The sequence below is a fragment of the Streptomyces sp. NPDC090088 genome (genome assembly GCF_044747345.1).
Classification (GTDB): domain Bacteria; phylum Actinomycetota; class Actinomycetes; order Streptomycetales; family Streptomycetaceae; genus Streptomyces.
This window is the reverse complement of record NZ_JBIVDZ010000004.1, coordinates 741,072-764,664: the sequence shown is the minus strand read 5'-3', so window position 1 is coordinate 764,664 and position 23,593 is coordinate 741,072. Positions and strand designations below refer to the sequence as shown.

At 72.9% G+C, this 23,593-nt stretch carries 24 protein-coding genes; 15 read left to right on the top strand and 9 right to left on the bottom strand.

Annotated features, from left to right (window positions below):
- Nucleotides 1–91: 91 nt before the first annotated feature.
- The gene (locus ACIPSJ_RS23430) at nucleotides 92–1,609 is read left to right on the top strand and encodes a hypothetical protein (RefSeq protein WP_401348442.1); all 1,518 of its coding nucleotides are present in this window, start codon (nucleotides 92–94) and stop codon (nucleotides 1,607–1,609) included.
- A 43-nt stretch (nucleotides 1,610–1,652) separates the two neighbouring features.
- Nucleotides 1,653–3,278 (top strand): serine/threonine-protein kinase, encoded by a 1,626-nt coding sequence (locus ACIPSJ_RS23425; protein ID WP_401348439.1) that lies wholly within the window; start codon nucleotides 1,653–1,655, stop codon nucleotides 3,276–3,278.
- A gap of 31 nt (nucleotides 3,279–3,309) precedes the next feature.
- Here the strand turns inward: ACIPSJ_RS23425 and ACIPSJ_RS23420 are convergent, their stop codons facing one another.
- Nucleotides 3,310–3,531 (bottom strand): hypothetical protein, encoded by a 222-nt coding sequence (locus tag ACIPSJ_RS23420; RefSeq protein WP_359226687.1) that lies wholly within the window; start codon nucleotides 3,529–3,531, stop codon nucleotides 3,310–3,312.
- A 372-nt stretch (nucleotides 3,532–3,903) separates the two neighbouring features.
- Here ACIPSJ_RS23420 and ACIPSJ_RS23415 point away from each other — a divergent pair, with 372 nt between their 5' ends.
- On the top strand, nucleotides 3,904–5,514 hold the full coding sequence (locus ACIPSJ_RS23415) for an MFS transporter (RefSeq protein WP_401348435.1): 1,611 nt from the start codon (nucleotides 3,904–3,906) through the stop codon (nucleotides 5,512–5,514).
- A gap of 52 nt (nucleotides 5,515–5,566) precedes the next feature.
- Here ACIPSJ_RS23415 and gap read toward each other — a convergent pair whose 3' ends face one another.
- The 3 genes from gap to ACIPSJ_RS23400 form a co-directional block, all read right to left on the bottom strand.
- Nucleotides 5,567–6,562 carry a type I glyceraldehyde-3-phosphate dehydrogenase gene (gap, locus tag ACIPSJ_RS23410; RefSeq protein ID WP_401348432.1) on the bottom strand — a complete coding sequence of 332 codons (996 nt, stop codon included), beginning with the start codon at nucleotides 6,560–6,562 and terminating at the stop codon, nucleotides 5,567–5,569.
- A gap of 133 nt (nucleotides 6,563–6,695) precedes the next feature.
- Nucleotides 6,696–7,652 (bottom strand): helix-turn-helix domain-containing protein, encoded by a 957-nt coding sequence (locus ACIPSJ_RS23405; RefSeq protein WP_359223531.1) that lies wholly within the window; start codon nucleotides 7,650–7,652, stop codon nucleotides 6,696–6,698.
- Between the two features lie 50 nt (nucleotides 7,653–7,702).
- Complete coding sequence (locus tag ACIPSJ_RS23400; RefSeq protein WP_401348428.1) at nucleotides 7,703–8,062, bottom strand: winged helix-turn-helix transcriptional regulator; 360 nt, start codon at nucleotides 8,060–8,062, stop codon at nucleotides 7,703–7,705.
- A 74-nt stretch (nucleotides 8,063–8,136) separates the two neighbouring features.
- Between ACIPSJ_RS23400 and ACIPSJ_RS23395 the strand changes: the two genes are divergently transcribed.
- Together ACIPSJ_RS23395 and ACIPSJ_RS23390 are read left to right on the top strand one after the other, a co-directional pair.
- Nucleotides 8,137–8,787: an NADPH-dependent F420 reductase gene (locus tag ACIPSJ_RS23395; protein WP_401348425.1), complete on the top strand. Its 651-nt coding sequence runs from the start codon at nucleotides 8,137–8,139 to the stop codon at nucleotides 8,785–8,787.
- A gap of 100 nt (nucleotides 8,788–8,887) precedes the next feature.
- Nucleotides 8,888–10,456: an FAD-dependent monooxygenase gene (locus tag ACIPSJ_RS23390; RefSeq protein WP_401348422.1), complete on the top strand. Its 1,569-nt coding sequence runs from the start codon at nucleotides 8,888–8,890 to the stop codon at nucleotides 10,454–10,456.
- A 21-nt stretch (nucleotides 10,457–10,477) separates the two neighbouring features.
- Here the strand turns inward: ACIPSJ_RS23390 and ACIPSJ_RS23385 are convergent, their stop codons facing one another.
- Nucleotides 10,478–11,581 (bottom strand): LacI family DNA-binding transcriptional regulator, encoded by a 1,104-nt coding sequence (locus ACIPSJ_RS23385; RefSeq protein WP_401348419.1) that lies wholly within the window; start codon nucleotides 11,579–11,581, stop codon nucleotides 10,478–10,480.
- A gap of 257 nt (nucleotides 11,582–11,838) precedes the next feature.
- Between ACIPSJ_RS23385 and ACIPSJ_RS23380 the strand changes: the two genes are divergently transcribed.
- Nucleotides 11,839–12,897, top strand: a complete 1,059-nt coding sequence (locus ACIPSJ_RS23380; protein WP_355727646.1) for a cellulase family glycosylhydrolase — start codon at nucleotides 11,839–11,841, stop codon at nucleotides 12,895–12,897.
- A 61-nt stretch (nucleotides 12,898–12,958) separates the two neighbouring features.
- On the opposite strand, the gene ACIPSJ_RS23375 is transcribed toward ACIPSJ_RS23380, so the two are convergent.
- Genes ACIPSJ_RS23375 through paaI form a run of 3 tightly spaced genes read right to left on the bottom strand, consistent with a single transcriptional unit; the run spans nucleotide 12,959 to nucleotide 15,264 of the window.
- Nucleotides 12,959–13,447 carry a GNAT family N-acetyltransferase gene (locus ACIPSJ_RS23375; protein ID WP_401348416.1) on the bottom strand — a complete coding sequence of 163 codons (489 nt, stop codon included), beginning with the start codon at nucleotides 13,445–13,447 and terminating at the stop codon, nucleotides 12,959–12,961.
- Between the two features lie 42 nt (nucleotides 13,448–13,489).
- Nucleotides 13,490–14,836 (bottom strand): phenylacetate--CoA ligase PaaK, encoded by a 1,347-nt coding sequence (paaK, locus tag ACIPSJ_RS23370; protein ID WP_401348413.1) that lies wholly within the window; start codon nucleotides 14,834–14,836, stop codon nucleotides 13,490–13,492.
- Complete coding sequence (paaI, locus tag ACIPSJ_RS23365) at nucleotides 14,833–15,264, bottom strand: hydroxyphenylacetyl-CoA thioesterase PaaI (RefSeq protein ID WP_359223542.1); 432 nt, start codon at nucleotides 15,262–15,264, stop codon at nucleotides 14,833–14,835. The genes paaK and paaI overlap by 4 nt, the downstream gene beginning before the upstream one ends.
- A 150-nt stretch (nucleotides 15,265–15,414) precedes the next feature.
- On the opposite strand from paaI, the gene ACIPSJ_RS23360 reads away from it, so the two are divergent.
- The 9 genes from ACIPSJ_RS23360 to ACIPSJ_RS23320 all read left to right on the top strand — a co-directional run bounded on the left by ACIPSJ_RS23360 (nucleotide 15,415) and on the right by ACIPSJ_RS23320 (nucleotide 22,953).
- Nucleotides 15,415–16,638: a thiolase family protein gene (locus ACIPSJ_RS23360; protein WP_401348409.1), complete on the top strand. Its 1,224-nt coding sequence runs from the start codon at nucleotides 15,415–15,417 to the stop codon at nucleotides 16,636–16,638.
- Nucleotides 16,635–17,387, top strand: coding sequence for an enoyl-CoA hydratase/isomerase family protein (locus ACIPSJ_RS23355; protein WP_401348406.1), 753 nt, complete (start codon nucleotides 16,635–16,637; stop codon nucleotides 17,385–17,387). The genes ACIPSJ_RS23360 and ACIPSJ_RS23355 overlap by 4 nt, the downstream gene beginning before the upstream one ends.
- On the top strand, nucleotides 17,384–18,235 hold the full coding sequence (locus tag ACIPSJ_RS23350; protein ID WP_401348403.1) for a 3-hydroxyacyl-CoA dehydrogenase family protein: 852 nt from the start codon (nucleotides 17,384–17,386) through the stop codon (nucleotides 18,233–18,235). The genes ACIPSJ_RS23355 and ACIPSJ_RS23350 overlap by 4 nt, the downstream gene beginning before the upstream one ends.
- Before the next feature lie 114 nt (nucleotides 18,236–18,349).
- The gene (gene paaA, locus ACIPSJ_RS23345; RefSeq protein ID WP_401348400.1) at nucleotides 18,350–19,321 is read left to right on the top strand and encodes a 1,2-phenylacetyl-CoA epoxidase subunit PaaA; all 972 of its coding nucleotides are present in this window, start codon (nucleotides 18,350–18,352) and stop codon (nucleotides 19,319–19,321) included.
- On the top strand, nucleotides 19,318–19,608 hold the full coding sequence (gene paaB, locus ACIPSJ_RS23340) for a 1,2-phenylacetyl-CoA epoxidase subunit PaaB (protein WP_355727655.1): 291 nt from the start codon (nucleotides 19,318–19,320) through the stop codon (nucleotides 19,606–19,608). The genes paaA and paaB overlap by 4 nt, the downstream gene beginning before the upstream one ends.
- A 9-nt stretch (nucleotides 19,609–19,617) precedes the next feature.
- Nucleotides 19,618–20,451 carry a 1,2-phenylacetyl-CoA epoxidase subunit PaaC gene (paaC, locus tag ACIPSJ_RS23335; protein ID WP_401348398.1) on the top strand — a complete coding sequence of 278 codons (834 nt, stop codon included), beginning with the start codon at nucleotides 19,618–19,620 and terminating at the stop codon, nucleotides 20,449–20,451.
- On the top strand, nucleotides 20,445–20,963 hold the full coding sequence (gene paaD, locus ACIPSJ_RS23330) for a 1,2-phenylacetyl-CoA epoxidase subunit PaaD (RefSeq protein WP_401348396.1): 519 nt from the start codon (nucleotides 20,445–20,447) through the stop codon (nucleotides 20,961–20,963). The genes paaC and paaD overlap by 7 nt, the downstream gene beginning before the upstream one ends.
- Nucleotides 20,963–22,075, top strand: coding sequence for a 1,2-phenylacetyl-CoA epoxidase subunit PaaE (gene paaE, locus ACIPSJ_RS23325; RefSeq protein WP_401348394.1), 1,113 nt, complete (start codon nucleotides 20,963–20,965; stop codon nucleotides 22,073–22,075). The genes paaD and paaE overlap by 1 nt, the downstream gene beginning before the upstream one ends.
- A 113-nt stretch (nucleotides 22,076–22,188) precedes the next feature.
- A complete protein-coding gene (locus ACIPSJ_RS23320) occupies nucleotides 22,189–22,953 on the top strand; it encodes a DinB family protein (protein ID WP_401348392.1) in 765 nt (254 codons plus the stop codon).
- On the opposite strand, the gene ACIPSJ_RS23315 is transcribed toward ACIPSJ_RS23320, so the two are convergent.
- Entirely contained in the window at nucleotides 22,877–23,578 is a 702-nt protein-coding gene (locus tag ACIPSJ_RS23315) for a TetR/AcrR family transcriptional regulator (RefSeq protein WP_401348390.1), read from the bottom strand. The two genes, ACIPSJ_RS23320 and ACIPSJ_RS23315, sit on opposite strands and share 77 nt — an antisense overlap.
- Between the last annotated feature and the right edge of the window lie 15 nt (nucleotides 23,579–23,593).

The following is a 23,593-nucleotide window of genomic DNA, read 5'->3' as shown; positions in this document are numbered from 1 at the left end:
GCAGGGCGGACTTCCCGGCCAGGGGTTCGCGTACCAAGGGTTCCCGCCCCCGGGACAGGGGTACCCGCCCCCGGGATCCTTCGCCCCGCCGATGCCCGCCGCCCCGCCGCCCGCGCCGCCGGACGCCCTGCGGGCGGTCGCCGTGGCCCTCCTCAACCTGAGCGGACTCGGTCTCGGCTATCTGCTCGTCCGAAGATGGCTCCCGATGGCCGCGTGCCTGGCGGCGACCGTCGTCCTGCTGCTCGTCGCCCTGCCCGCGGACGCCGACGGCGTGCCCGGAGCCGCGCTCGTCCTCTATCTCGTGTTCCTGCTGCTGGCCGCCCTGCACGGCGCGTTCGTCGGCCTGCGCACCCGGCTGGTGTGGCCGGGGCAGCAGCCCGTCGCCCTCGTGCTGGGCCTCGTCCTGCTCGCCGTCCCGGTCGGCGGCGCCCTCTGGTACGACAGCGCGCGGCAGGAAGCCGTCGAACGCGCGCTCCTGGACCGTCTCGACAGCGCCGACCAGCAGGTCACGGCGGCGGGCAAGGAAGGCTTCGCCGCCGCCAAGTCCGAGTACCAGGACGCCCTGGCCGTCTACCGCGACCTCGCCGTCCACCACTCCGGCTCCCGCGCCGCCGCCCAGGTCCCCGACCGCCTGAAGACCTACTACACGACGGTCGGCGCGGCCTACAGCCACAACGACTACTGCACGGCCGTGGAACCGCTGAAATACCTGCGCACGGTGCCCGACTCGATGCCGAAGGACCAGCTCGGCTCGCTCGCCGACTGGCCCGACGACCGGCTGGCCACCTCGCTGTACGAGTGCGGAGCGGGCGCCCTGACCGACGGCGGGACCGACTGGGTCACCCAATTCGGCGACCTGCTGGGCACCTTCCCCGAGTCCGACCAGGCCGACAAGGTCGTACCCGCCGTCGACGCGGCCGAGAAGAAGGCCGCCAAGGCCGTCTCCGGCAGCGACCCCTGCACCGCCGTCACCCGGCTGCACACCCTCAACACCCAGATCATCCAGCTGTCGAACGACGCGAGCGGCCAGTCCGACGGCCTGACCAAGGTCGCCGCCCGGGCCGACAGCAGCGGTGACGCGGGCGCGTACGAGTGCGGCGTCAAGCAGTACAAGGACGGCGACTTCGAGCAGGCGCAGAAGACCATGCAGCAGTTCGTCACCGACAACCCGCACCACCGGAACCGCGACCGCGCCCGCAAGATCGCGATCGGCGCCGAGGTCGCCCAGACGCTCCCGGCCGCCGGCAAGAAGCTGCCCACCACCGCGGGCGGCGGCGGCATCTCCGTGACCGTCAAGAACGACAGCCCCGACGAGATCACCGTGCTCTACACCGGCCCGGTCACCGGCAGCTTCACCCTGAAGGCGTGCGGGAGTTGCAAGGCCTACTCGTTCGCCAGCTCGCTCATTTCAGGGTGGGAACCCTGCAGCGACAGCGGAAAGAACTACCCGCAGCGCACGATCAGCCTCCCGCCCGGCACCACCTACTTCGTGCACAAACCGAAGAACGACAGCACGGCCACCCCGGGATCCGACACCGCCAAGCTGCGCTACGGCTACATCTACACCGAGTGCGCCTACACGACGCAGTCACTGGGGTCCAGCTACTGAGCGCGGTGCGAGGCTGTCGGTCCCGGCAACTAAGCTCCCGCGCATGAACGACGAGGGCAGAGACAACCCCGCGAGACGGGTCGTCGACGGGCGGTTCGAGCTGCAGGCACGGCTCGGTGGCGGCGGCATGGGCATGGTCTGGCGCGCCACCGACCTGGTGCTGCACCGCAGTGTGGCCGTCAAGGAGGTACGGCCGGCCGACCCCGGGCTCGCCGAGTACGACCCGGAGGCCGCGCGGCTGCTGCGGGAGCGGGTACTGCGGGAGGCCCGGGCGCTGGCCCGGGTCGACCACCCCAACGTGGTGACGATCCATCACATCGTCGACGGCGGCCCGGGCACCTACCCGTGGATCGTCATGGAACTCGTCACCGGCGGCTCCCTGGCGGACCGTCTCGCCCGCGGTCCGATGAACCCCGTCGAGGCCGCGCGCATCGGCCGCGAGGTGCTGGCCGCCCTCCGGGCCGCCCACGAGGCCGGTATCGAGCACCGCGACGTGAAGCCGGCCAACGTCCTGATGCGCCCCGACGGCCGCCCGGTGCTCACCGACTTCGGCATCGCCGCCGTCCGTGAGGCCACCGCCCTCACCGCCACCGGTTCGGTCATCGGCACCCCCGACTACATGGCCCCCGAGCGGGTCTCCGGCAAGGACGGCGGCCCGGCCGCCGACCTGTGGTCGCTCGCGATGATGCTGTACGTGGCCGTCGAGGGCCACCATCCGCTGCGCCGGGGCACCACCCTCGCGACGCTCGCCGCCGTCCTCTCCGACGACATACCGCCGCCGGCCAACGCCGGCCCCTTGACGGACGTCCTCAACCGCGTCCTGGTCCGCGACCCGCAGGCCCGCCCGGACGTCCGACAACTGGACCGCATGCTGGTCGACGCCGCCCGCCAGACCCAGACCCCGTCCCAGACCACCCCCACGTCCTTCCCGCTCCAGCCCCCGGTGGCGCCGCCCCAGGACACCACCGGACCGCAGCACGTGGGCCCGACCTCTCCCGTGCCGGTCGCTCCCCGCCGCCGCTGGACCCTGTTCGTCCTGCCCACCGCCGGAGTGGCCCTCGCGGGCGCTCTCCTGTGGACCCAGCTGCCGGGATCCGGCACACACGACTCCCCGTCCGGGGACTCCACCGGTACGACCTCGTCCTCGACCGCTGCCACCGGCTCTCCCACGGCTTCGGGCACGGGCTCGGGGGAGACCACCACCACGACCGACCTGCTGACCCCGCAAGGCATCCGCACCGCCGTCGCCGCCATCGAGAAGAAGACCGGCCGGGACCGGTTCGGCAAGCTCACCGTCTACCCGGACTACGTCATCGCCTATGTGATGGTGAAGGGCAGCGACAGCGCGTACGACAGCTACACCTACCGCGCGGGTCAGGGCGTGGAGGAGGACTTGATCAGCAAGGGCAGCCTGATCGACAGCCTGGGAACACCCGTCCGCCTGGACGGCTTCGACTGGGACAAGGTCCCCTCGCTGCTGGCCCAGGCGAAGAAGAAGCTCAACGTGCCCAACGTGAACACCCGTTACCTGGTCGTGGACCTCCCGGGCAACGCCTTCGGCGACCCCGCCGGGATGTCCGTCTACCTCAGCAACGAGTACGACCAGAGCGGCTATCTCCAGACGGACGCGAAGGGCAAGCTAGTCCGGGTGGTGGCGAACGAGGACTGAGCCGGGGCAGCCGTGGAGGCGCAGGTCCGGATCACGCGCACCGAGCGGCCTCCCCACGCGCCGGTACGTGGCAGGTGTCCACGTCGGCGATCCGGAACTCCAGGGTGACGCCCCCACGCGCGTTGCCGATCGCCGAACCGGGCACCATCGCCTCCATTCCGCGGAGCGAGGAGAACGACAGCGCGGTCCCGGGAACCGCCACCCGCGCGAAGGGGTCACCGCCCTCGACCTCCGCGTCGAGGATCGGCTGCATGCGCGCATCCTGGGGCGGGGGTCTGACAGGTCAAGGGACGTCCGGGGCGGGCGGCGTCGGAGCCAGGGCAGCGCTTCGGTTTCGTGCTCCGGGCCCGTCGGACGGGGGCAGGCGTCAGCGGCGTTCACCTTAGGTTGCAGGTCCAAGGGCATCTCTGGGGGCGGGGCGTCGGTATACGGTCCGTAGCGCTCGTCCCGACAGAAGTGGCTCACGTCAACGGAGATTCCGGCCGAAACACGCCGCGCAGGCGCCGCGCGGCCGTGCGGCGGGATCGACACGACGGGGGCCGCGCTGTCGGCCCGGCGGCAGAGCCGCGTCCGCCGCCGATGTATGTCGCCCTGTCACTCCACTGCTTCGAGGTGCCCTGTGGCCATGCCTTCTCCTGCCTCGTCCCCGTCCGCGCCGCCCGACACGGGCACCGGCAACCGGCACATCACGGCCACCATCGTGCTGGCCTGCCTCGGGGTGTTCGTCTCCTACCTGCCGGTCGTCGGGGTCTCCGTCGCGCTTCCGGTCATGCAACAGGCCCTCGACGCCTCCACCGTCGGGCTCCAGTGGATCACCGACGCCTTCATCCTGCCGACCGCGGCGCTGCTGCTGACCTGCGGCATGGTGGGTGACCTGTACGGCCGTAAGAAGACGTACCTGGCCGGGCTGGTGCTGTTCTGCCTCGGCTGCCTGGTGTGCCTCACCGCCGGCAGCGTCGTCCAGGTCTGCGTGGGCCAGGCGCTCACCGGCGTCGGCACCGCCGCCCTGCTGCCCTCCACCCTCGCGCTGATCGGGCATGTCTGCCCGGACCCGCGCAGGCGAGCCCGGGCGATAGCCCTGTGGACGGCCGCCCTCGGCCTCGGACTGACCCTCGGCCCGGTGGTCAACGGCCTGATCGTGGAGCACGCGAGCTGGCGGTGGATCTTCCTGCCCTCGCTCGTCGTCGCCGTCGCGACCGCCGTGATCGGCGCCACCCTGCTGACCGACTCCCGGGCCGAGCGCGAACGCCACCTGGACGTTCCCGGGCAGGTGCTGGCCGTCGTCGCCATCACCGGGCTCGTCTACGGCGTCATCGAGGGCGGCAGCGACGGATGGTCGTCGGCGCAGGCCGTGATCGCCTTCGTGGCCGCCGCTCTCGGCGCGGTCGGCTTCGTCCTGGTGGAACTCCGCTCGGCCTGCCCGATGCTGGACATGCGCCTGTTCAAGTCGGCGGCGTTCTCGGGCGCGGCGATCGTCATGGCCGTCACCCTGTTCGCCCAGGTCGGCCTGGTCTTCGCGCTCAGCGAGTACTTCGGGCTCGTCCACCACGCCTCGACGCTGGACATCGGCATCCGGCTCATCGCCATCAACGGCTTCACGGTGGTGCTCGGCCCGCTCGTCGGGCGGCTGATGAACCGGGTCACGCCCGGACTGCTGCTGGTCACCGGCCTGGTGGTCGGCGGGATCGGCGCCCTCCTGGTGAACGCCTTCCAGGCCGACACCGGCACCGGCGAGGCCGCCCTGGTCATCGGCGTGCTCGGCATCGGCATCGCGCTCGCCATGGCGCCGATCACCACCATCGCCATGGACGCCCTGCCGCACCGGCTCGGCGGCACCGCCGCCGCGGCCAACAGCGCGCTCCGCCAGATCGGCAGCGCCCTCGGCCCCGCCGTCTTCGGCGTCGTCCTCACCCACCGCACCCTGGCCACCCTGCCCGGACACCTCGCCTCGTCCGGACTGACCCCCGCCGACCAGGGACAGGTGAGCGGACTGGTCTCGCACGTCGGCATCCAGGCCGGGGCGTTCCTGCAGCTGAAGACCCCGGAGACCACCGGACAGGCCCAGGGCGCCTACGGCGCGAGCTTCACCGACGCCCTGCACACCTGCGCGCTCGTCGGCGGGATCGGGATGCTGGTGGCCGCGGTGATCGCCGTGGCGCTGATCGGGATCCGCCCCGCGCGGGCCCCGCGGACCGCGACGGAAACGGCGCCGCACCCGGCCGGGGCCGCGGGCTGACGCACGGCAGGGAGCGGCCGGCCACCGAACCGTGGCCGGCCGCTCCCCCCCGTCAGCGCGCGAGCAGCTCCAGCGTGTCGATCACGCGGTTGGAGAAGCCCCACTCGTTGTCGTACCAGGCGACCACCTTCACGTGCCGGCCGTCGACACGGGTCAGCGCCGAGTCGAAGATCGACGAGGCCGGGTTGCCCGTGATGTCCGCGGACACCAGCGGGTCCTCCGAGTACTCGAGGACGCCCGCGAGCGGCCCGTCCGCCGCCGCGCGGTACGCGGCCAGCACGTCGTCGCGGGTCACGTCACGGGAGACCGTCGTGTTCAGCTCGACGATCGAGCCCACCGGCACCGGCACCCGGATCGAGTCGCCGGACAGCCTGCCGTCGAGGTTCGGCAGCACCAGGCCGATCGCCTTGGCGGCACCCGTCGTCGTCGGCACGATGTTGACCCCCGCGGCCCGGGCGCGCCGCGGGTCGCGGTGCGGGCCGTCCTGCAGGTTCTGCTCCTGGGTGTACGCGTGCACCGTCGTCATGAACCCGTGCTCGATCCCGGCGAGTTCGTCGAGGACGGCGGCGAGCGGCGCGAGCGCGTTGGTCGTGCAGGAGGCGTTGGAGACGACCGTGTGCGTCTGCGGGTCGTACGCGTCGGTGTTCACGCCGTACGCGAGCGTGACGTCGGCACCGTCCGACGGCGCGCTGACCAGCACCTTCCGCGCACCCGCGTCGAGGTGGGCGCGGGCGGCCTTCGCCGACGTGAAGCGGCCGGTCGACTCCAGCGCGATGTCCACACCGAGCTCGGCCCACGGCAGCTGCGCCGGATCGCGCTCGGCGAGCACCTTGATACGGCGGCCGTCGACGACGAGGACGTCCCCGTCGACGCTCACCGGACGTCCCAGCCGGCCCGCCGTCGAGTCGAAGGCGAGCAGCCGCGCGAGCGCGGTGGGCTCGGTGAGGTCGTTGACGGCGACGACCTCCAGGTCGCTGTCCCGCTCCAGCAGAGCGCGCAGCACATTGCGTCCGATGCGGCCGAATCCGTTGATGGCGATACGAGTCATGAATGGCGTCCCTTCGCTACACCCCCAGGTTCGCGGCCCGCGTCCGGCGGCGACAGCGGCGAGATCGCCATGGTTCAAAAGGATCCCGCCAGCCTTTGGGAGACCTCGCTGCGCGCGGAGCGCCCGGCCGCCGCTACTCGCCCTTGGTGAACGTGCGCCGGTACTCGCTCGGTGTCGTCCCGAGGATCCGCTGGAAGTGCAGCCGCAGGTTGGCGCCGGTGCCGAGGCCGACGTCGTCGGCGATCTGCTCGACGCTCCGCTCCGAGCGCTCCAGCAGCTCCCGCGCCAGGTCGATGCGGGCCCGCATCACCCATTGCATCGGCGTGTACCCGGTGTCCTCGGCGAAGCGCCGGGAGAACGTGCGCGCCGAGACCCCCGCGTGCCGGGCGAGCGCGTCGAGGGTGAGCGGTCCGTCCAGCCGGTGCAGGGCCCACTCGCGGGTCGCGGCGAACCGCTCGCCCAGCGGTTCGGGCACGCTGCGCGGCACGTACTGCGCCTGACCGCCGCTGCGATAGGGAGCCGCGACCAGCCGCCGGGCCGCGTGGTTGGACGCGGCGACCCCGAGGTCACCGCGCAGGATGTGCAGGCACAGGTCGATGCCCGAGGCGGCACCGGCCGACGTCAGCACGCTGCCCTCGTCGACGAACAGCACGTTCTCGTCGACCTTGACCAGCGGATGCCTCTCGGCGAGCGCCCGCGTGTAGTGCCAGTGCGTCGTGGCCCGCCGTCCGTCGAGCAGCCCGGTCGCGGCGAGCGCGAAGGCCCCGGTGGAGATCGCGGCCAGCCGCGCACCCCGCGCGTGCGCGGCCAGCAGCGCGTCCACGACGGCCGGCGGCGGGTCCTCCCGGTCCGGGAACCGGTACCCGGGCACGAACACGATCTCCGCCCACTCCAGCGCGTCGAGGCCATGGGCGACGTGGTACGACAGCCCGTCGCCGCCGGTGACCAGACCGGGCGCCGCCCCGCACACCCGTACCTCGTACGGCATGCTCGCCCGGGTCGTGAACACCTGCGCCGGGATCCCGACGTCCAGGGGCTTCGCCCCCTCCAGCACCAGGACGGCGACGCGATGCAGACGGGTGGCAGGCACACCGCACAGGGTACGAGCCCGTGACCGGCACCGGTGTACGACGCGGTCGCTCACTCGGTGGCGGTGCCGCCGGACTCCTGCGCGGCCATCACCTCGTCGCCGTGGGCGAAGGCCCAGGCTCCGACGGCGTCGATGGGGCCCAGCAACGACTGTCCGAGCGCGGTGAGCCGGTACTCCACGCGCGGCGGGGCCCCGGGGAACGCCCGGCGCGTCACCAGACCGTTGAACTGCAGGCGCCGCAGCGTCTCGGTGAGCACCTTGGAGCTGATGCCCCCGATCCGCTCGCGCAGTTCGAGCGGGCGCCTCGGCCCGTCCCGCAGGGCCCAGAGCACCACGGCGTTCCAGGTGTGCGAGAGCAGGTCGAAGGCGAGGCGGGCGCGGCAGTCGGCGAGGAAGGCGTCGGTCGTCACGTACCAGATGGTGCCCGACGGGCTGCGTAGCGTCGGTGCGAACGACTCAAGCAGGCCTGGAGAAGGAGCGGTTGATGCGGATCGGCGTACTGGGGACGGGCAACATGGCGGACGCCCTCGCCACCCACTGGGCGCGGGCCGGGCACCAGGTCACCGTCGGAGGACGGGACCTCGGCAGGGCGGAACGGCTCGCGGCGCGGATCGGGGCCGGCACCCGGGCCGCCGGTCCGCGCGCGGCGGCCGAGTCCGGTCCCGTGGTGCTGGCCGCACTGCCCTTCGCGGCGGGCGCGGCCGTGGTCGGGGAGCTGCGGGCGGCCCTCGACGGGCGGACGGTGATCGACTGCTCCAATCCGGTCGGCGCGGGATTCCGGCTGCTGACGGAGGGCGGTGCGTCGGCGGCGCGGCGACTGGCCGCGGCGGCGCCGGGAGCCCATGTGGTCAAGGCGTTCAACCTCTGCCACGAGGACGTGTGGCGCATGCGGCCACCGGTCTTCGACGGGCGGCCGCTGGCCGTTCCGCTCTGCGGGGACGACGAGCGGGCGCTCGCTCGGGTGGGCCGGCTGGTGCGGGACGTGGGCTGCGCACCGCTGGCCGCCGGTGGCCTCGACCGGGCGGGGCTCCTGGAGGCGGCCGCCGCGCTGTACATCGGGCTGTGGGTCGGCGAGGGAGCGGACGTCCGGGCCATGGCGCCACCGCTGGCGTACGCGGCCGGTCCTCGGACCTGACCGCCGGGGCCGCCGGGATCGTCGCGCCCGCCGGGACCCGTTCGGGTGCACCCCGATCCGCGGTGATTGCGGCCGGGCGGCGGGCCCGGATGATGGAGTCATGCCTGGAGCGGACGTCGAGGTGCCGGTGCTGATCGTCGGCGGTGGGCCGGTCGGGCTCACCGCCCGGGCGCTGCTGGACCGCTGGGGCGTGCCGACCCTGCTGGTCGAGAAGCACCGCGAGCTGTCCCCCTTCCCCCGGTCCCGGCTGGTCAACGTGCGCTCGATGGAGATCTTCCGGCAGCTCGGGATCGCCGACCGGATCGCGGCGGACGCGTTCGCGCCCGAGTACGGCCGGGTCCGGTTCCGCGACACCCTGTACGACCCCGACTTCGCCACCGCCGCGATGGTCGGGGTGCACGCGCCGGTGCCCGAGAGCCCGGTCGTCGGCACGCTCACCTCGCAGGACCGGCTGGAGCCCGTCCTGCTCGCGGCGGCCGGGGGAGACGTACGGTTCGGGGCCGAACTCGTCGGCCTGGAGCAGGAATCCGAGGGTGTCCTCGCCCTGGTCGCCGACCGGGAACGCGGCATCCGCACCCGCGTCCGCGCCCGGTACGTGCTCGCCGCCGACGGCGCGAACTCCACCGTCCGCGAGCGGCTGGGCATCGGCACCACCGGTCCCGGAGCGCTCGGCAGCTTCACCACCGTCGTCTTCGACGCCGACCTGGCCCGCTGGTGCGCGGACCAGCCCGCCGGGGTCTACTTCACCGCGTTCGGCACCTTCACCCCGCTCTACCCCGACGGCGGCTGGGCCTGGTTCGGCGCCACGCCCGGCGACGCCGAGCACGCCGACTGGTCCGGACTCGTCTCCCGGGCCCTGGGCCCCGGCGCCGAGGTACGGGCGGACGTGGTGCGGGTCCAGCACTGGTCGATGTCCGCGTCCGTGGCCGAGCGCTTCGCCCGGGGCCGGGTCCTGCTGGCCGGCGACGCCGCGCACGCGGTCCCCCCGATCGGCGGCCTGGGCATGAACGTCGGTGTCGCCGACGCCCACAACCTCTGCTGGAAACTGGCCGGCGTGCTCCAGGGCTGGGCCGAACCGGCCCTGCTGGAAACGTACGAGACGGAGCGGCTGCCCGTCGCCCGCGAGACGCTCCGCCAGGCCGTCGGGAACACCGAGCTCCTCATCCAGGTGCAGAAGCTGCGCAACGAACACCTCCGCAGCGGCGCGTCGGCGTCCACACCGGTCGAACTGCCCTGGTCGGAGCGGTACTTCGCACAGCTCGGCCTGGTGCTCGGCGTGGCCTACCGCTCCGGTGCCGTCCTGGCCGACCACGTGGGTCCGCCCGATCTCTCCGGCACCGAGTACGTCCCCACCGCGCTGCCGGGCCACCGTATGCCCCATCACTGGCTCGGCCCGGACCGCTCGACGCTCGACGCCTGCGGCGAGTGGTTCACCCTGCTCACCCCGGACCCGGCCCGCTGGGAGCAACAGGGCACCGCCTCCTGGCCGTTGCGGGTCGAGGCCCTGCCGGGCGAACACGCCGGCCCGGACCGCCCGAGCCCGCGCGGCGGCGCCCTCCTCGTCCGTCCGGACGGCCACATCGCCGCCCGCTGGGACGAACCTCCGTCGAACGGCACCACCCTCCGGCACGCCCTGACCGCCCTCACCGCGCACGCGCCGGCCGGCTGACCCGGGAGACCTGAGGCGCGATCACGCTCCGGCCGGGGCGCCGGGCGGGGCGGTGCTGGCCCGGATCACCAGGTGGGCCGGGACGAGATCGGTGCCGGGGCGGGAGTCGTCGCGGGTGCGGATCTGGCGCAGGACGCCCTGTACGCAGCGGCGGCCGACCTCGGCGAAGTCCTGGTGGACGGTGGTGAGGGGCGGGATGAAGAAGGCCGCGTCGGGGGTGTCGTCGAAGCCGACCACACTGATGTCCGCCGGTACCGACCGGCCCCGCTCGTGGAAGGCGCGCAGCAGCCCCAGGGCCATCTGGTCGTTGGACGCGAACACGGCGGTGCAGCCCGGCTCTTCGGCGAGCACGAGCCCGGCCGCGTAACCGGACTCGGCCGACCAGTCACCGCGCAGCGGCGCCGGGACCGGGCGCCCGGCCTCCTCCAGCACCGCCCGCCACGCCTGGGTGCGGCGCTCGCCCGCGTACGACGTCCCGGGACCGGACACATGCCACACGGTCCGGTGTCCCAGCTCCAGCAGATGCCGTACGGCCTTGCGGGCGCCGTCGGCCTGGTCGGTGTCGACCACGCTGTAGCGGTCCCCGGCATCCGAGTCCACCACCACGACATGGACACCGGGCGGCAGTTGGACCGTACCGCTGTCGAGCAGATGGATCTCCATGATGACGATGACGGCGTCCACGGCCAGCTCGCCCATCCGCGTGAAGGCACCGAGCACGTTGTCCTGGGTGGCCACGTCGATGGGGATGAGGGTGATCGCGTACCCCTCGGCCGCGGCATGCGTGGCGATCGCCTCCACGGTACGGCTGCTGCCCGTGGAGGCCAGGCTGAACAGGATCACGCCGATGGTGTTGAACTGGCCGTAACGCAGGGCGCGCGCCGCGCTGTTGGGCCGGTAGCCCAGCTCGCGCATCGCGGCGAGCACCTGCTCCCGGGTGGCGGCGATCACCCCCGGATGGCCGTTGGAGACCCGTGAGACGGTCTGCGAGGAGACCCCGGCGAGTTCGGCGACATCGGCCATGGAGACCCGCTGCTTGCGGCGCCCGCCGGGCACCCCGGACCCGCTGCGCCGCGCACTGCCCGCGGTCGGCGGCACCCACTGCTCCGGCTCGTTCAGCTCCATCGCCCCACCCCTCAATTCTCCTTCATGCACGGGAAGTCGGGACCGGAAACCTTGACGGCCGCAGGGGCGGATGCCACGATTCCGACGCTTTCGAGTTTACGTAAACATCGTCGGGTGACCAGCCCCGACGGAGATCCCGTCGCAGCGTCGCGCAGCGGATGTTCACGTAAACACACCGCGTCGATGTTTACGTGAACACGTGGTCCGGGGCCGTCGGGCCCCTGCGTCGAGCCGCCGTCTCCTGAAAGGGCACGTTGATGCGCAAGACCCCCGCCAGAACCCGTATCACCCCCCGTACCCGCGCCGCCCTCGCGGCGGTCGCGATCGCCGCGGTGGGCGCCACCACCCTCACCGGCAGCCCGGCCTCCGCCGCCGTCCCGGGCCACGGCACCAGCCAGTTCAAGGGCGTCAACTGGGCCGACCCGCGCGACAACTACGCCGACGACCCGGTGGTCCTCTCCGGTCTGTCGCTCTCCGACAGCTACGCCCAGACCTATGCCAAGGCGACCCGGGTGATCGCGGCGTTCCGCGCCAACCTCGGGGCCAACACCGTACGGCTGCCCATCAACCCGTACACCGTGAACGGCTCGTACTGGAAGTCGTACCGCGGGGTCATCGACGCGGCCTCCGCCCAGGGCTTCAAGGTGATCGTCTCCTACTGGGAGGGCACCGGCGCCAACAAGGACGGCTTCATCGACGACGAGGCCACCTACTGGCCCATGTGGGACACGGTCGTGAAGGCCTACCGGCACGACCCGCACGTCTACTTCGAGCCGATGAACGAGCCGCACGGCTACACCGACGCCGAATGGGCCGACCTCGCCGCCAAGTGGCTGGCGACCTACCCGTCCGTCCCGCACAACCGGGTCTTCGTCTCCGGCGCCGGCTACAACGACCACGTCACCACCGTCTGCGCCGACCCGCGTCTGAAGGGCACCTACCTCTCCCTGCACCACTACGGGTTCTGGAAGAGCTACGCCACCTACGACCAGTGGGTGGCCGACCTCAAGGAGCGCCTCGGCGACTGCGCGGGACGCACCGTCGCCGACGAGTTCGGTGCCCCGATGACCACGGGGCTCGACTACAACAAGCCCGCTCCGGACGACAACTCCGTCAACTTCATCCAGGCCGACACCGACGTGTTCCGCGAGCTCGGCATGGGCTCGGTGTACTGGCCGGGCCTGCGCACCGACGACACGTACTCGATCCAGAAGCTGATCGGCGACGCGTCCCGCCCCTGGCTGGCCACCACCAACCAGTCCGGCGCCGACCGCCTCGCCTGGGCGTGGGGCCGTGGCAGGCCGGTGAGCGGCTGACCGCTTCCCGGAGGGCCGCGGCGCACCACGGGCGCCGCGGCCCGGTGCCGGTCAGGGCACCTCATGCACCCTGGAACCGGCGCAGGTAGCTCAGAGCGGGGCGGCCCGAGAGCAGGATCTCGCCGGTGACGGCGAACCCGTTACGGTCCAGTACGGTCCGGGACGCCGCGTTCTCCTGCCGCGCGGCGGCCCGCAGGGCGGTCAGTCCGTAGCTGTCGGCGGCGAGTCGGCAGATCTCCCGCACGGCCGAGGTCGCCAGCCCGCGCCCGGCGGCGCGCTCCGCGATCCGGTACCCCAGATCGGCCGCGCCGTCCGCCACGTCCACCAGGTTGATCCGCCCCAGCACCTCGCCCGCCGCGTCGACCAGCACATGGAAATAGCAGACCCCGGCCTCCTGTTCGGCCAGCCGCGCGCGGTGGATCTCGTCGAACCGGGCGAAGTAGTCGTCGCCGCGATCGGGGATCACCGCCGCGAAATAGGCGCGGTTCTCCCGCTCGAAGGCGAGGAGTGCGGGGGCGTGGTCCGCGCGGAGCAACTGGAGCTCGGGCATGGGGAGGACGGTAGGCATGCCGGCCCGCCGCCCGCCAGTGGATTAGGACTTGCGCAGGTCCCTGACCCGGCGGAGTTTGCCGAGGGAGCGCTCCAGGGTCTCCGGGTCGACCACGTCGACCTCGACGCTGACCCCGACGCCGTCCTTGACGCCCTGGGCGATGGTCAGGGCGGCGGCCGCGCGGTCGGCGGGGCCGGCGTCGGGCCGGGCCTCCACGCGGACGGTCATGTGGTCCATCCGTCCCTTCCGGCTGACCTGGATCTGGAAGTGCGGGGCCACGCCCGGCGTGCGCAGCACGATCTCCTCCACCTGGCTGGGGAAGACGTTGACCCCCCGCAGGATGATCATGTCGTCGGAGCGGCCGGTGATCTTCTCGATACGGCGGAACCCGGGGCGTGCGGTGCCCGGCAGCAGCCGCGTCAGGTCACGGGTGCGGTAGCGGACGACGGGCAGCGCCTCCTTGGTGAGCGAGGTGAAGACCAGTTCCCCGCTCTCGCCGTCGGCCAGCACCTCGTCGCCCAGCGGGTCCACGACCTCGGGGTAGAAGTGGTCCTCCCAGACGTGCAGCCCGTCCTTGGTGTCCACGCACTCCTGCGCGACCCCGGGTCCGATCACCTCGGACAGCCCGTATATGTCGACCGCGTGGATGTCGAGCCGCTCCTCGATCTCGCGGCGCATCTCCTCGGTCCAGGGCTCGGCACCGAAGATGCCCACCTTCAGGGAGGTGGAGCGAGGGTCGATGCCCTGGCGCTCGAACTCGTCGAGCAGGGTCAGCATGTAGGAGGGCGTGACCATGATGATCTCGGGCCGGAAGTCCTGGATGATCTGCACCTGGCGCGCGGTCATCCCGCCGGACGCGGGGATCACCGTGCAGCCGGCGCGCTCGGCGCCGTAGTGGGCGCCCAGGCCGCCGGTGAACAGCCCGTAGCCGTAGGAGACATGCACCTTGTGCCCGGGGCGGCCGCCGGCCGCCCGGATCGAGCGGGCGACGACGTCCGCCCACATCGACAGGTCGTTGTCGGTGTAACCCACCACGGTGGGGCGGCCGGTGGTGCCGCTGGAGGCGTGCACCCGCCGCACCTCGGACATCGGCACCGCGAACATGCCGAAGGGGTAGGTGTCCCGCAGGTCGGCCTTGGTCGTGAAGGGGAAGCGGGCGAGGTCGGCGAGGGTGTGGCAGTCGTCGGGGTGCACGCCGGCCGCGTCGAACTTCTTGCGGTACAGCTCGACGTTGTCGTACGCGTGCCGCAGTGTCGCGCGGAGCCGGGTGAGCTGGAGCGCCTGGAGCTCCGCGCGGGACATCCGCTCGGCGTCGTCCAGCAGTGCCTCGGGGAGCGGCTCTCCCCGGCGGGTGCCCCTGGGCTCGGGCGCGATCACTTCGCTGCTCATTGCGGCTCCTCTTTCTTCGTGCGCAGGGTGCGACTGCGGCCGCGGAACTCCGCGATCACCTCGTCGCCGCGCACGACCCTCACGTCGTAGACACCGCTGCGGCCGAACCGGACGCGCTCCCGCGCGGTGGCGACCAGGACGTCTCCCTCGTACGCCGGGGCGATGAAGTCGATGTCGGCGCCGGCGGCGACGGTCACGGGGCCGTGGCTGTTGCAGGCGCAGGCGAACGCCGAGTCGGCGAGCAGGAACACATGGCCGCCGTGGGCGATCCGGTGCCCGTTGACCTGGGAGGCGGACACGGTCATCCGCAGGACGGCGGTCCCTTCGCCGTGCTCCAGCAACTCGATGCCCAGCCGCCGGGACGCCTCGTCCGCGGCGAACATCGTCTCGACGGGGCCAGGTGTCGTACCCGGTACCTGGGTCGTCATTTCCACCACCTTGTGAACCGACCGAACATTCGGTTAGCGTGCGGCGTGGTCAAGTAATCCAGCAAGACCCCCGCATGTCAAGAGGGGGAACGAGGCCGTCGAAAGGCGCGCGCGGGGCGCCGTCCACCCCTGAGCCGAGGAGGCTGTCCGATGTCCGACGACGTGTTCCTGATCGACGGGGCCCGCACCCCGCAGGGCCGCTACGGCGGCGCCCTGGCCGCGGTACGCCCCGACGACCTCGCCGCCCTCGTCGTCGGTGAGGCCGTCCGCCGTGCCGGTGTGCCCGGCGCGGCCGTGGACGAGGTCGTGCTGGGGGCCGCCAACCAGGCGGGCGAGGACAACCGGGACGTGGCGCGGATGGCGGTGCTGCTCGCCGGGCTGCCGCACACCGTGCCCGGCTACACCGTCAACCGCCTGTGCGCCTCGGGCCTGACCGCCGTGGCCTCGGCGGCCCAGTCGATCCGCGCGGGGGAGGCGGAGCTGGTGGTCGCCGGGGGAGTGGAGTCCATGACCCGGGCGCCCTGGGTGATGGAGAAGCCCGGCACCCCGTGGGCCAAGCCCGGGCAGGTGCACGACACCGCCCTGGGCTGGCGGTTCACCAACCCGCGTTTCACCGCCGCCGACCGCGCCGTGCCCGCGGACGCCGGACCGGAGGCGGTGCGGGTCACCCTGTCCATGGGCGAGACCGCGGAGGAGGTCGCGGCCCTGGACGGCATCACCCGCGCCGACTCCGACGCCTTCGCCCTGCGCAGCCACCAGCGGGCCGTGGCCGCCCAGGAGGCGGGCCGCTTCGACCGCGAGATCGTGCCGGTCCCGGTGAAGGGCGGCGAGGTGACCCGGGACGAGGGACCCCGTCCCGCCACCACCCTGGAGAAGCTGGGCTCCCTGCGGACGGTCTTCCGCGCGGACGGCATCGTCACGGCCGGCTCGTCCTCGCCGCTGTCCGACGGCGCGGCCGCCCTGGTGGTCGCGGGTGCCGAGGCGGTGGAGCGGTACGGCCTCACGCCCCGGGCCCGGATCGTCGCCTCGGCCTCCGCCGGGGTCCAGCCCCACCTCATGGGGCTCGGCCCGGTCCCCGCCACCGAGAAGGCTCTGGCCCGGGCCGGCTGGCAGACCGGCGACCTGGACGCCGTGGAACTCAACGAGGCGTTCGCCGCCCAGGCGCTCGCCGTCATCCGCCGGCTCAAGCTCGACGAGGGGCAGGTGAACGCAGACGGCGGGGCCATCGCCCTGGGGCATCCGCTCGGCTGCTCCGGCGCCCGCATCCTGCTGACCCTCCTCGGCCGCCTGGAGCGGGAGAACGGCCGCCGCGGTCTTGCCACGCTCTGTGTGGGCGTGGGCCAGGGTGTCGCCCTGCTGGTGGAGCGGGTGTGACCGCCTCCCCGGAGTACGAGACGCTGCTGGTGGAGGAGCGGGCCGACCGGGTCGTCGTCACCCTCCACCGCCCCGAGGCCCGCAACGCCATCAGCGGCCTGATGATCGCCGAACTGCACCAGGTGTGCGAGCGGCTGGAGAACGAACCCAGGCTGCTGCTCCTGACCGGCCACGGCGGGGTCTTCGCGGGCGGCGCCGACATCGCCGAACTGCGCGAGCGCGGCCGGGAGGAGGCGCTGCAGGGCATCAACAGCCGTCTGTTCGAGCGCGTCCGGCGGCTGCCCATGCCCACCCTGGCCGCCGTCGAGGGCTGGGCCCTGGGCGGCGGGGCCGAGCTGGCCTACGCCTGCGACCTGCGGATCGCCGGTCCCGGCGCCGTCTTCGGCAACCCCGAGCCGGGCCTCGGCATCCTCGCGGCGGCCGGCGCCTGCTGGCGGCTGCCCGAACTGGTCGGGGAGTCCGTCGCCAAGCAGATCCTGCTCGCCGGCCGCACCCTCGACGCCCCGGCGGCGCTCGCCGCGGGCCTGGTCATGGCGGTCGTGCCCGCCACGGAACTGCTGGAACACGCCCATGCCGTGCTCGACCGCATGGCGCGCTCCTCCGCCCTGGCCCTGCGGCTGACGAAGCTCGTCGTCGACTCGCCCGGGGCCCATCCCCTCGCCGACGACCTGGCGCAGGCCGTGCTCTTCGAGGGAGCGGACAAGAGGGAGCGCATGACCCGTTTCCTGGAGAAGAGGAGTCGCGCATGACGACGCCACCCAGGACCGTCGCTGTCGTCGGCGGGGGTCGCATGGGCGCGGGCATCGCCCAGTCCTTCGCCGCCGCCGGCTCGGCCGTGACCGTGGTGGAGAGCGGCGCGGAGGCCGCCGCCGCGGCGCTGGAGCGGATCGGCGGCAGCCTGCGGCGGGCCGGGGAACGCGGTCACCTGAGCGAGCCCGCCGAGCGGGTGGCCGGCCGGGTGAGCGTCGTACGGTCGATGGCCGCGCTGCCACCGGAGACCGAGCTGCTCGTGGAGGCCGTACCCGAGGACGCGGCGCTCAAGGCCCGCCTTCTGAAGGCGGCCGAGGAGGCCGTGGGCGACACGACCGTGCTGGCCACCAACACCAGCTCGCTGTCGGTGACCGACCTCGCCGCCGTCCTGCGGCGGCCGGACCGCTTCCCAGGGATGCACTTCTTCAACCCGGTGCCCGCCTCCGCGCTCGTCGAGATCGTCGTCGCCCCCGGCACCGCCGCGCCCACCGTGGAGGCCGCCCTGGAATGGACCAGGGCGCTGGGCAAGCAGGACGTCGTCGTCAAGGACTCGCCCGGCTTCGCCAGCAGCAGGCTCGGCCTCGCCCTGGGGCTGGAGGCGATCCGGATGGTCGAGGAGGGCGTCGCCGCGCCCGAGGCCATCGACGACGCCATGCGGCTCGGCTACAAACACCCCATGGGCCCGCTGCGCCTGACCGACCTCGTAGGACTCGACGTACGGCTCGCCATCGCCGAGTACCTGCACACGACCCTCGGCGACCGCTTCGCCCCGCCGCGACTGCTGCGCGACAAGGTGGCGCGCGGCGAACTCGGTCACAAGACGGGACAGGGCTTCTACACCTGGTGACCGCGGCGGGGCGGCCACCCTTCGGCGTGCCCTGATCGGGCGCGGCCCTTGCCAGATCGGGGAGGGAGCACCTTATGATGAACCGAACGAATGGTCGGTTGGGAGTTGGTGGAGATGACTGAAGCGGCCGGAAGGGACGCCGAGCACGCGCTGGAGTCCCACTTCGAGGCGACGATCGCGCGGGACCAGCGGATCGAGCCGCGTGACTGGATGCCGGAGGGCTACCGCAGGACGCTGGTCCGGCAGATCGCCCAGCACGCGCACTCGGAGATCATCGGCATGCAGCCGGAAGGCGAGTGGATCACCCGGGCGCCGTCGCTGCGCCGCAAGGCGATCCTGTTCGCCAAGGTCCAGGACGAGGCCGGGCACGGCCTGTACCTGTACTCGGCCGCCGAGACCCTGGGCGCCGACCGCGCGGACCTCACCGAGCGCCTGGTCGAAGGCCGCCAGAAGTACTCGTCGATCTTCAACTACCCGACGCTCAGCTTCGCGGACGTCGGCGTCATCGGCTGGTTCGTGGACGGCGCCGCCATCTGCAACCAGGTGCCGCTGTGCCGCAGCTCCTACGGCCCCTACGCGCGGGCGATGGTCCGGATCTGCAAGGAGGAGTCCTTCCACCAGCGGCAGGGCTACGAACTGCTGATGACCATGATGCGCGGCACCGACGCCCAGCGGGAGATGGTCCAGGACGCCGTGGACCGCTGGTGGTGGCCGTCCCTGATGATGTTCGGCCCGCCCGACGACGACTCGCCCAACTCGGCGCAGTCGATGGCCTGGAAGATCAAGCGGCACAGCAACGACGAACTGCGCCGGCGCTTCGTCGACATGACCGTGCCCCAGGCGGCCCGGCTCGGCGTGACCCTGCCCGACCCCGAGCTGCGCTGGAACGAGGAGCGCGGCCACCACGACTTCGGCACCCCCGACTTCGGCGAACTCAAGGAAGTCATCAGCGGCAACGGCCCCTGCAACGCGCAGCGGACGGAACGCCGGCGCACCGCCCACGAGGAGGGTGCCTGGGTGCGTGCGGCCGCCGGCGCCCACGCCGCCAAGCAGGCCGCCCGGACACGCGAGGAGGCTGTGGCATGAGCGACACCGGGAACTGGCCGCTGTACGAGATCTTCGTCCGGGGCAAGCGCGGCCTCAACCACGTCCACGTCGGCTCGCTGCACGCGGCCGACGACCAGATGGCCCTCACCCACGCCCGCGATCTGTACACCCGGCGCAACGAGGGCGTCAGCATCTGGGCCGTGCGCTCGGACCGGATCGCCGCCTCCACCCGGGACGAGAAGGACCCCTTCTTCGACCCGAGCGCCGACAAGGTCTACCGGCACCCGACCTTCTACGACATCCCCGACGATGTCCCGCACATCTAGGAGCCGGTGATGAGCGACGACGACCACGTCTACCTGAGCCTGGCCGAGGGCCACGACGACGGCGACGCCCGCTGGGCGTTCGGGACCGGCTTCGAGGACCCGCTGCACGGCGTCGACACCGCCGTGCCCGAGGGCGTCGACGCCACCGCGCTGGCCGCCCTGTGCCTGGCGCTCGGCGACGACGCCCTGGTCCTGGCCCAGCGGCTCGCCGAGTGGGTCACCCTCGCCCCCGAGCTGGAGGAGGAGGTGGCTTTGGCCAACATCGGGCTCGACCTGCTCGGCCAGGCCCGCCTGCTCTACTCCCGCTGCGGCCAGACGGACGGCACCGGCCGCACGGAGGACGCCTACGCCTACTTCCGCGACCCCGGCGACTTCCGCAACGTCACCCTCGCCGAACTCCCCAACGGCGACTTCGCCTTCTCCGTCCTGCGGCTCCTGGTGTGCGCCAGCTGGCGCCTGGCGCACTTCACCGAACTGGCCGACGCACCCGACCCGGTGCTCGCGGCGATCGCCGCCAAGGGCGTCAAGGAACTCACCTACCACCGGCAGTACGCCGCCGAGTGGGTCGTACGCCTGGGCGACGGCACCGACGAGTCCCACGCGCGCATGCTGACCGCCCTGGAGTCGCAGTCCCCCTACTGGGAGGAGCTGTTCGCCGCACAGGACGTGCGCGAGGCGGTCGAGGCGGACCTCCGGCAGGTCCTCGACGCGGCCGGACTTCCCCTGCCGCACCCCGCGTCCCGGCCCGGCAACGGCCGCGACGGCGAGCACACCGAGCACCTCGCCCCGCTCCTCGCCGAGCTGCAGAGCGTGGCCCGCGCCCACCCGGAGGCGACATGGTGACCACCGTGCTGTCCGACCTCCGGCGGGCCCGGCACCTCGCCGAACAGGTCCCCGACCCCGAACTCCCCATGCTCACCCTCGCCGACCTCGGTGTGCTGCGCGAGGTCACCGTCGCGGCCGACGGCACGGTGGTCGCGAGCCTCACCCCGACCTACTCCGGCTGCCCCGCCATGGCCGAGATGCGCGCCGGGGTCGCCGCGCGGCTGCGGCACGCCGGCTTCGCCCGGGTGGAGATCCGCACGGTCCTCGACCCGCCGTGGACCAGCGACTGGATCACCCCCGAGGGACGCCGCAAGCTCGCCGAACACGGCATCGCCCCGCCGATGACGGCGCCCCGGCACCCCGCCGGTCCCGTCCCGCTGAACCTGTCGCCCACCCGTCGCAGGGTCGCGTGCCCGCACTGCGGGTCGGCCGACACCGAGGAGACCTCCCGCTTCGCGGCCACCTCCTGCAAGGCGCTGTGGCGGTGCCTCACCTGCCGCGAGCCGTTCGAGTACGTCAAGGAGATCTGATGGCAGAGCTGACGGCACCGACCGCCGGTGCCCCCGCGACGACGGTACGGCGCCGCCGCCCGGCCTTCCATCCCCTGCGCGTCGCCGCGGTGCGGCGCCTGTGCGAGGACGCCGTGGCGGTGACCTTCGACGTCCCCGCGGCCCTCACCGAGGAGTTCGCCTTCGGCCCCGGACAGTCGCTGACCCTCCGTCGCGAGGTCGACGGGCGGGACGAACGGCGCTCGTACTCGATCTGCTCGCCGGCCGGCGCGCCGCCCCGCATCGGCGTCCGCGAGGTGCCCGGCGGCCTCTTCTCCTCCTGGCTGGTCCACGAGGTACGCCCGGGCGACACCGTCCAGGTCATGGCACCGACCGGGGCCTTCACCCCCGACCTCACGGTGCCCGGCCACCATGTGCTGATCGCGGCCGGCTCGGGCATCACCCCCATGATGTCCATCGCCGAGTCCGTCCTGGCCGCCGACGACCGCTCGCGGGTCACCCTGTTCTACGGCAACCGGCGCACCGACACCGTGATGTTCGCCGACGAACTGGCCGACCTGAAGGACGAGTACCGCACCCGCTTCCACCTCGCCCATGTGCTGTCCCGCGAACCCCGCGAGGCCGACCTGCTCTCCGGCCGCCTGGACGGCGACCGGCTCGGCGCGCTGATCGAGGGGCTGATCGACGTCCCGTCCGCCGACCACTGGTGGCTGTGCGGCCCGCACGGCATGGTCCGCGACGCCCAACAACTCCTGGCCGCGCTGGGCGTGCCCGGCGGCCGGGTCCACCAGGAACTCTTCTACGCCGACGAGCCGATCGAACCCCTCCGGCACGAGGACGCGGTGGCCACCGGCCCGGCCAGCGAGGTCACCGTCACCCTGGACGGCCGCTCCACCACCGCCCGGCTGCCGCGCGGCACCACACTCCTCGACTCCGCCGCCCGCATCCGCCCGGACCTCCCCTTCGCCTGCAAGGGCGGCGTGTGCGGCACATGCCGTGCGCGCATCACCGACGGCGAGGCCGACATGCGCCGCAACTACGCCCTCGAACCGGCCGAGGTGGACGCCGGGTACGTGCTGACCTGCCAGTCGTACCCGGTCTCCGAGAAGCTGACGGTCGACTTCGACAGCTGACCGGCCGTGCCCCGGCGGGGCGGGCGCGGGAAATGCGTCGCCTCCCGCGCGGGCGAACCGTTAACCTCCGCCTGACCACGGCGCGTTGGGCGCCACTGCGGAGGGAGCCCGCCATGGGGACCGGCCGTCTGGCGGTACTGCTCGACCAGTTCGACTGCGCCAGGGAACGGGCCCAGGTGCGGCTGACGGGGCTCGGCGACGAGGAGTACCTGTGGGAGCCGGTACCCGGCTGCTGGTCCATCCGGCGCCGGGGCGAGGCGAGAACGCCCAGGGCGTACGGACCCGGCGACTGGGTGCTCGACCAGGGCGCCCCGGACATCCCGGCGGGCGAGTACGCCGAGGTCGCCCGGCAGGCCGCCGCCGGCATGACCGTCGCCAAGATCGCCGACGACTGGAGCGTGAGCGTCGAGCGCGTCGAACAGGTCCTCGCCCACACCGGACCGCCGGAACCCGACCGGACCCCGGTCACCACCATCGCCTGGCGCCTCGGGCACCTGCACTCGGGCTTCGCCGGCGACTGGGAGTGGACCTTCGGCGAGCGGCGCCGGGAACCGAGGGAACTGGTCGACTTCACCCCCGACGCGGGCCTGGCGCTCGACCGGTTCTGGGCGGCGGTGGACCGCTGGCGCGACAGCGTCGCCACCGTGACCGACGCACAACTCGACACCGTCGGCTACTCCCAGTACCCCTACGGCTCGAACCCCGACGACGCCTTCGTGGACGTCCTGTGGGGCACCAACCTCGAACTCGTCCACCACATGGCCGAGATCGCCGTCCTGCGCGACCTGTGGCAGGCCCGGTTCAGCCCTCGCCGGGCGGAGCCTGCGCCGGTTCGGGCCGCACCGGACCCATCAGCCGCTCCACCAGCGGGTCGCTGAGGCCGGGCGTCGTCAGCGGCGGGTCGTCCGGGCGCTGCCGCAGGCCGTTCAGGAGGATCTCGATGTAGCGGCGCCAGATGTCGGGCCGCCGGCCCTGGGTGAACTGGGCGGCGGCGATCAGCATCTGCTGCATCACCGGGATGTCGGAGGGGACCACCTCGGCACGCAGCTGCCCGCTGTCCTGGGCCCGGCGGATCAGCGCCTCCAGGTGCGGGCGCATACCCCCGCGGGCCGTCTCGAACGGCTCGGAACTGTGGCTCCCCAGCAGGAGCACCTCGTGCAGACCGCGGTTCTCGGCGAGATCCGCGGTCATCGCCATGAGGAAGTCGACCAGCCCCCGCCAGGGATCGGGATGTTCGAGCGCCTGCCGCGCGGACTCCTGCCGCATCGCGAGATCCTGCTCGAACACGGCCCGCACCAGGGCCTCCTTGGTGGGGAAGCGCCGGTACACCGTACCGACGCCGACTCCCGCGTGCCGGGCCACGTCGTCGAGGGTGACGCCCAGGCCGCGCAGCCCGTAGACCTCCCGCGCCGCGCGCACGATCCGTTCCCGGTTGCGGGCGGCGTCGCGCCGCAGGGGGCGGTCCCCGTCCTTCGCACCGGTGCCCCGGGAACCCTCGGCCATGGCCACATCGTAGTC

Excerpts from the sequence above, each read along its gene's own strand:
- ACIPSJ_RS23430 (WP_401348442.1), top strand. The coding sequence starts at position 92 with ATGCCCGCCGCCCCGCCGCCCGCGCCGCCGGACGCCCTGCGGGCGGTC.
- ACIPSJ_RS23425 (WP_401348439.1), top strand. The coding sequence starts at position 1,653 with ATGAACGACGAGGGCAGAGACAACCCCGCGAGACGGGTCGTCGACGGG.
- ACIPSJ_RS23420 (WP_359226687.1), bottom strand. The coding sequence starts at position 3,531 with ATGCAGCCGATCCTCGACGCGGAGGTCGAGGGCGGTGACCCCTTCGCG.
- ACIPSJ_RS23415 (WP_401348435.1), top strand. The coding sequence starts at position 3,904 with ATGCCTTCTCCTGCCTCGTCCCCGTCCGCGCCGCCCGACACGGGCACC.
- gap (WP_401348432.1), bottom strand. The coding sequence starts at position 6,562 with ATGACTCGTATCGCCATCAACGGATTCGGCCGCATCGGACGCAATGTG.
- ACIPSJ_RS23395 (WP_401348425.1), top strand. The coding sequence starts at position 8,137 with ATGCGGATCGGCGTACTGGGGACGGGCAACATGGCGGACGCCCTCGCC.
- ACIPSJ_RS23390 (WP_401348422.1), top strand. The coding sequence starts at position 8,888 with ATGCCTGGAGCGGACGTCGAGGTGCCGGTGCTGATCGTCGGCGGTGGG.
- ACIPSJ_RS23385 (WP_401348419.1), bottom strand. The coding sequence starts at position 11,581 with ATGGAGCTGAACGAGCCGGAGCAGTGGGTGCCGCCGACCGCGGGCAGT.
- ACIPSJ_RS23380 (WP_355727646.1), top strand. The coding sequence starts at position 11,839 with ATGCGCAAGACCCCCGCCAGAACCCGTATCACCCCCCGTACCCGCGCC.
- ACIPSJ_RS23375 (WP_401348416.1), bottom strand. The coding sequence starts at position 13,447 with ATGCCCGAGCTCCAGTTGCTCCGCGCGGACCACGCCCCCGCACTCCTC.
- paaK (WP_401348413.1), bottom strand. The coding sequence starts at position 14,836 with ATGAGCAGCGAAGTGATCGCGCCCGAGCCCAGGGGCACCCGCCGGGGA.
- paaI (WP_359223542.1), bottom strand. The coding sequence starts at position 15,264 with ATGACGACCCAGGTACCGGGTACGACACCTGGCCCCGTCGAGACGATG.
- ACIPSJ_RS23360 (WP_401348409.1), top strand. The coding sequence starts at position 15,415 with ATGTCCGACGACGTGTTCCTGATCGACGGGGCCCGCACCCCGCAGGGC.
- ACIPSJ_RS23350 (WP_401348403.1), top strand. The coding sequence starts at position 17,384 with ATGACGACGCCACCCAGGACCGTCGCTGTCGTCGGCGGGGGTCGCATG.
- paaA (WP_401348400.1), top strand. The coding sequence starts at position 18,350 with ATGACTGAAGCGGCCGGAAGGGACGCCGAGCACGCGCTGGAGTCCCAC.
- paaB (WP_355727655.1), top strand. The coding sequence starts at position 19,318 with ATGAGCGACACCGGGAACTGGCCGCTGTACGAGATCTTCGTCCGGGGC.
- paaC (WP_401348398.1), top strand. The coding sequence starts at position 19,618 with ATGAGCGACGACGACCACGTCTACCTGAGCCTGGCCGAGGGCCACGAC.
- paaD (WP_401348396.1), top strand. The coding sequence starts at position 20,445 with ATGGTGACCACCGTGCTGTCCGACCTCCGGCGGGCCCGGCACCTCGCC.
- paaE (WP_401348394.1), top strand. The coding sequence starts at position 20,963 with ATGGCAGAGCTGACGGCACCGACCGCCGGTGCCCCCGCGACGACGGTA.
- ACIPSJ_RS23320 (WP_401348392.1), top strand. The coding sequence starts at position 22,189 with ATGGGGACCGGCCGTCTGGCGGTACTGCTCGACCAGTTCGACTGCGCC.
- ACIPSJ_RS23315 (WP_401348390.1), bottom strand. The coding sequence starts at position 23,578 with ATGGCCGAGGGTTCCCGGGGCACCGGTGCGAAGGACGGGGACCGCCCC.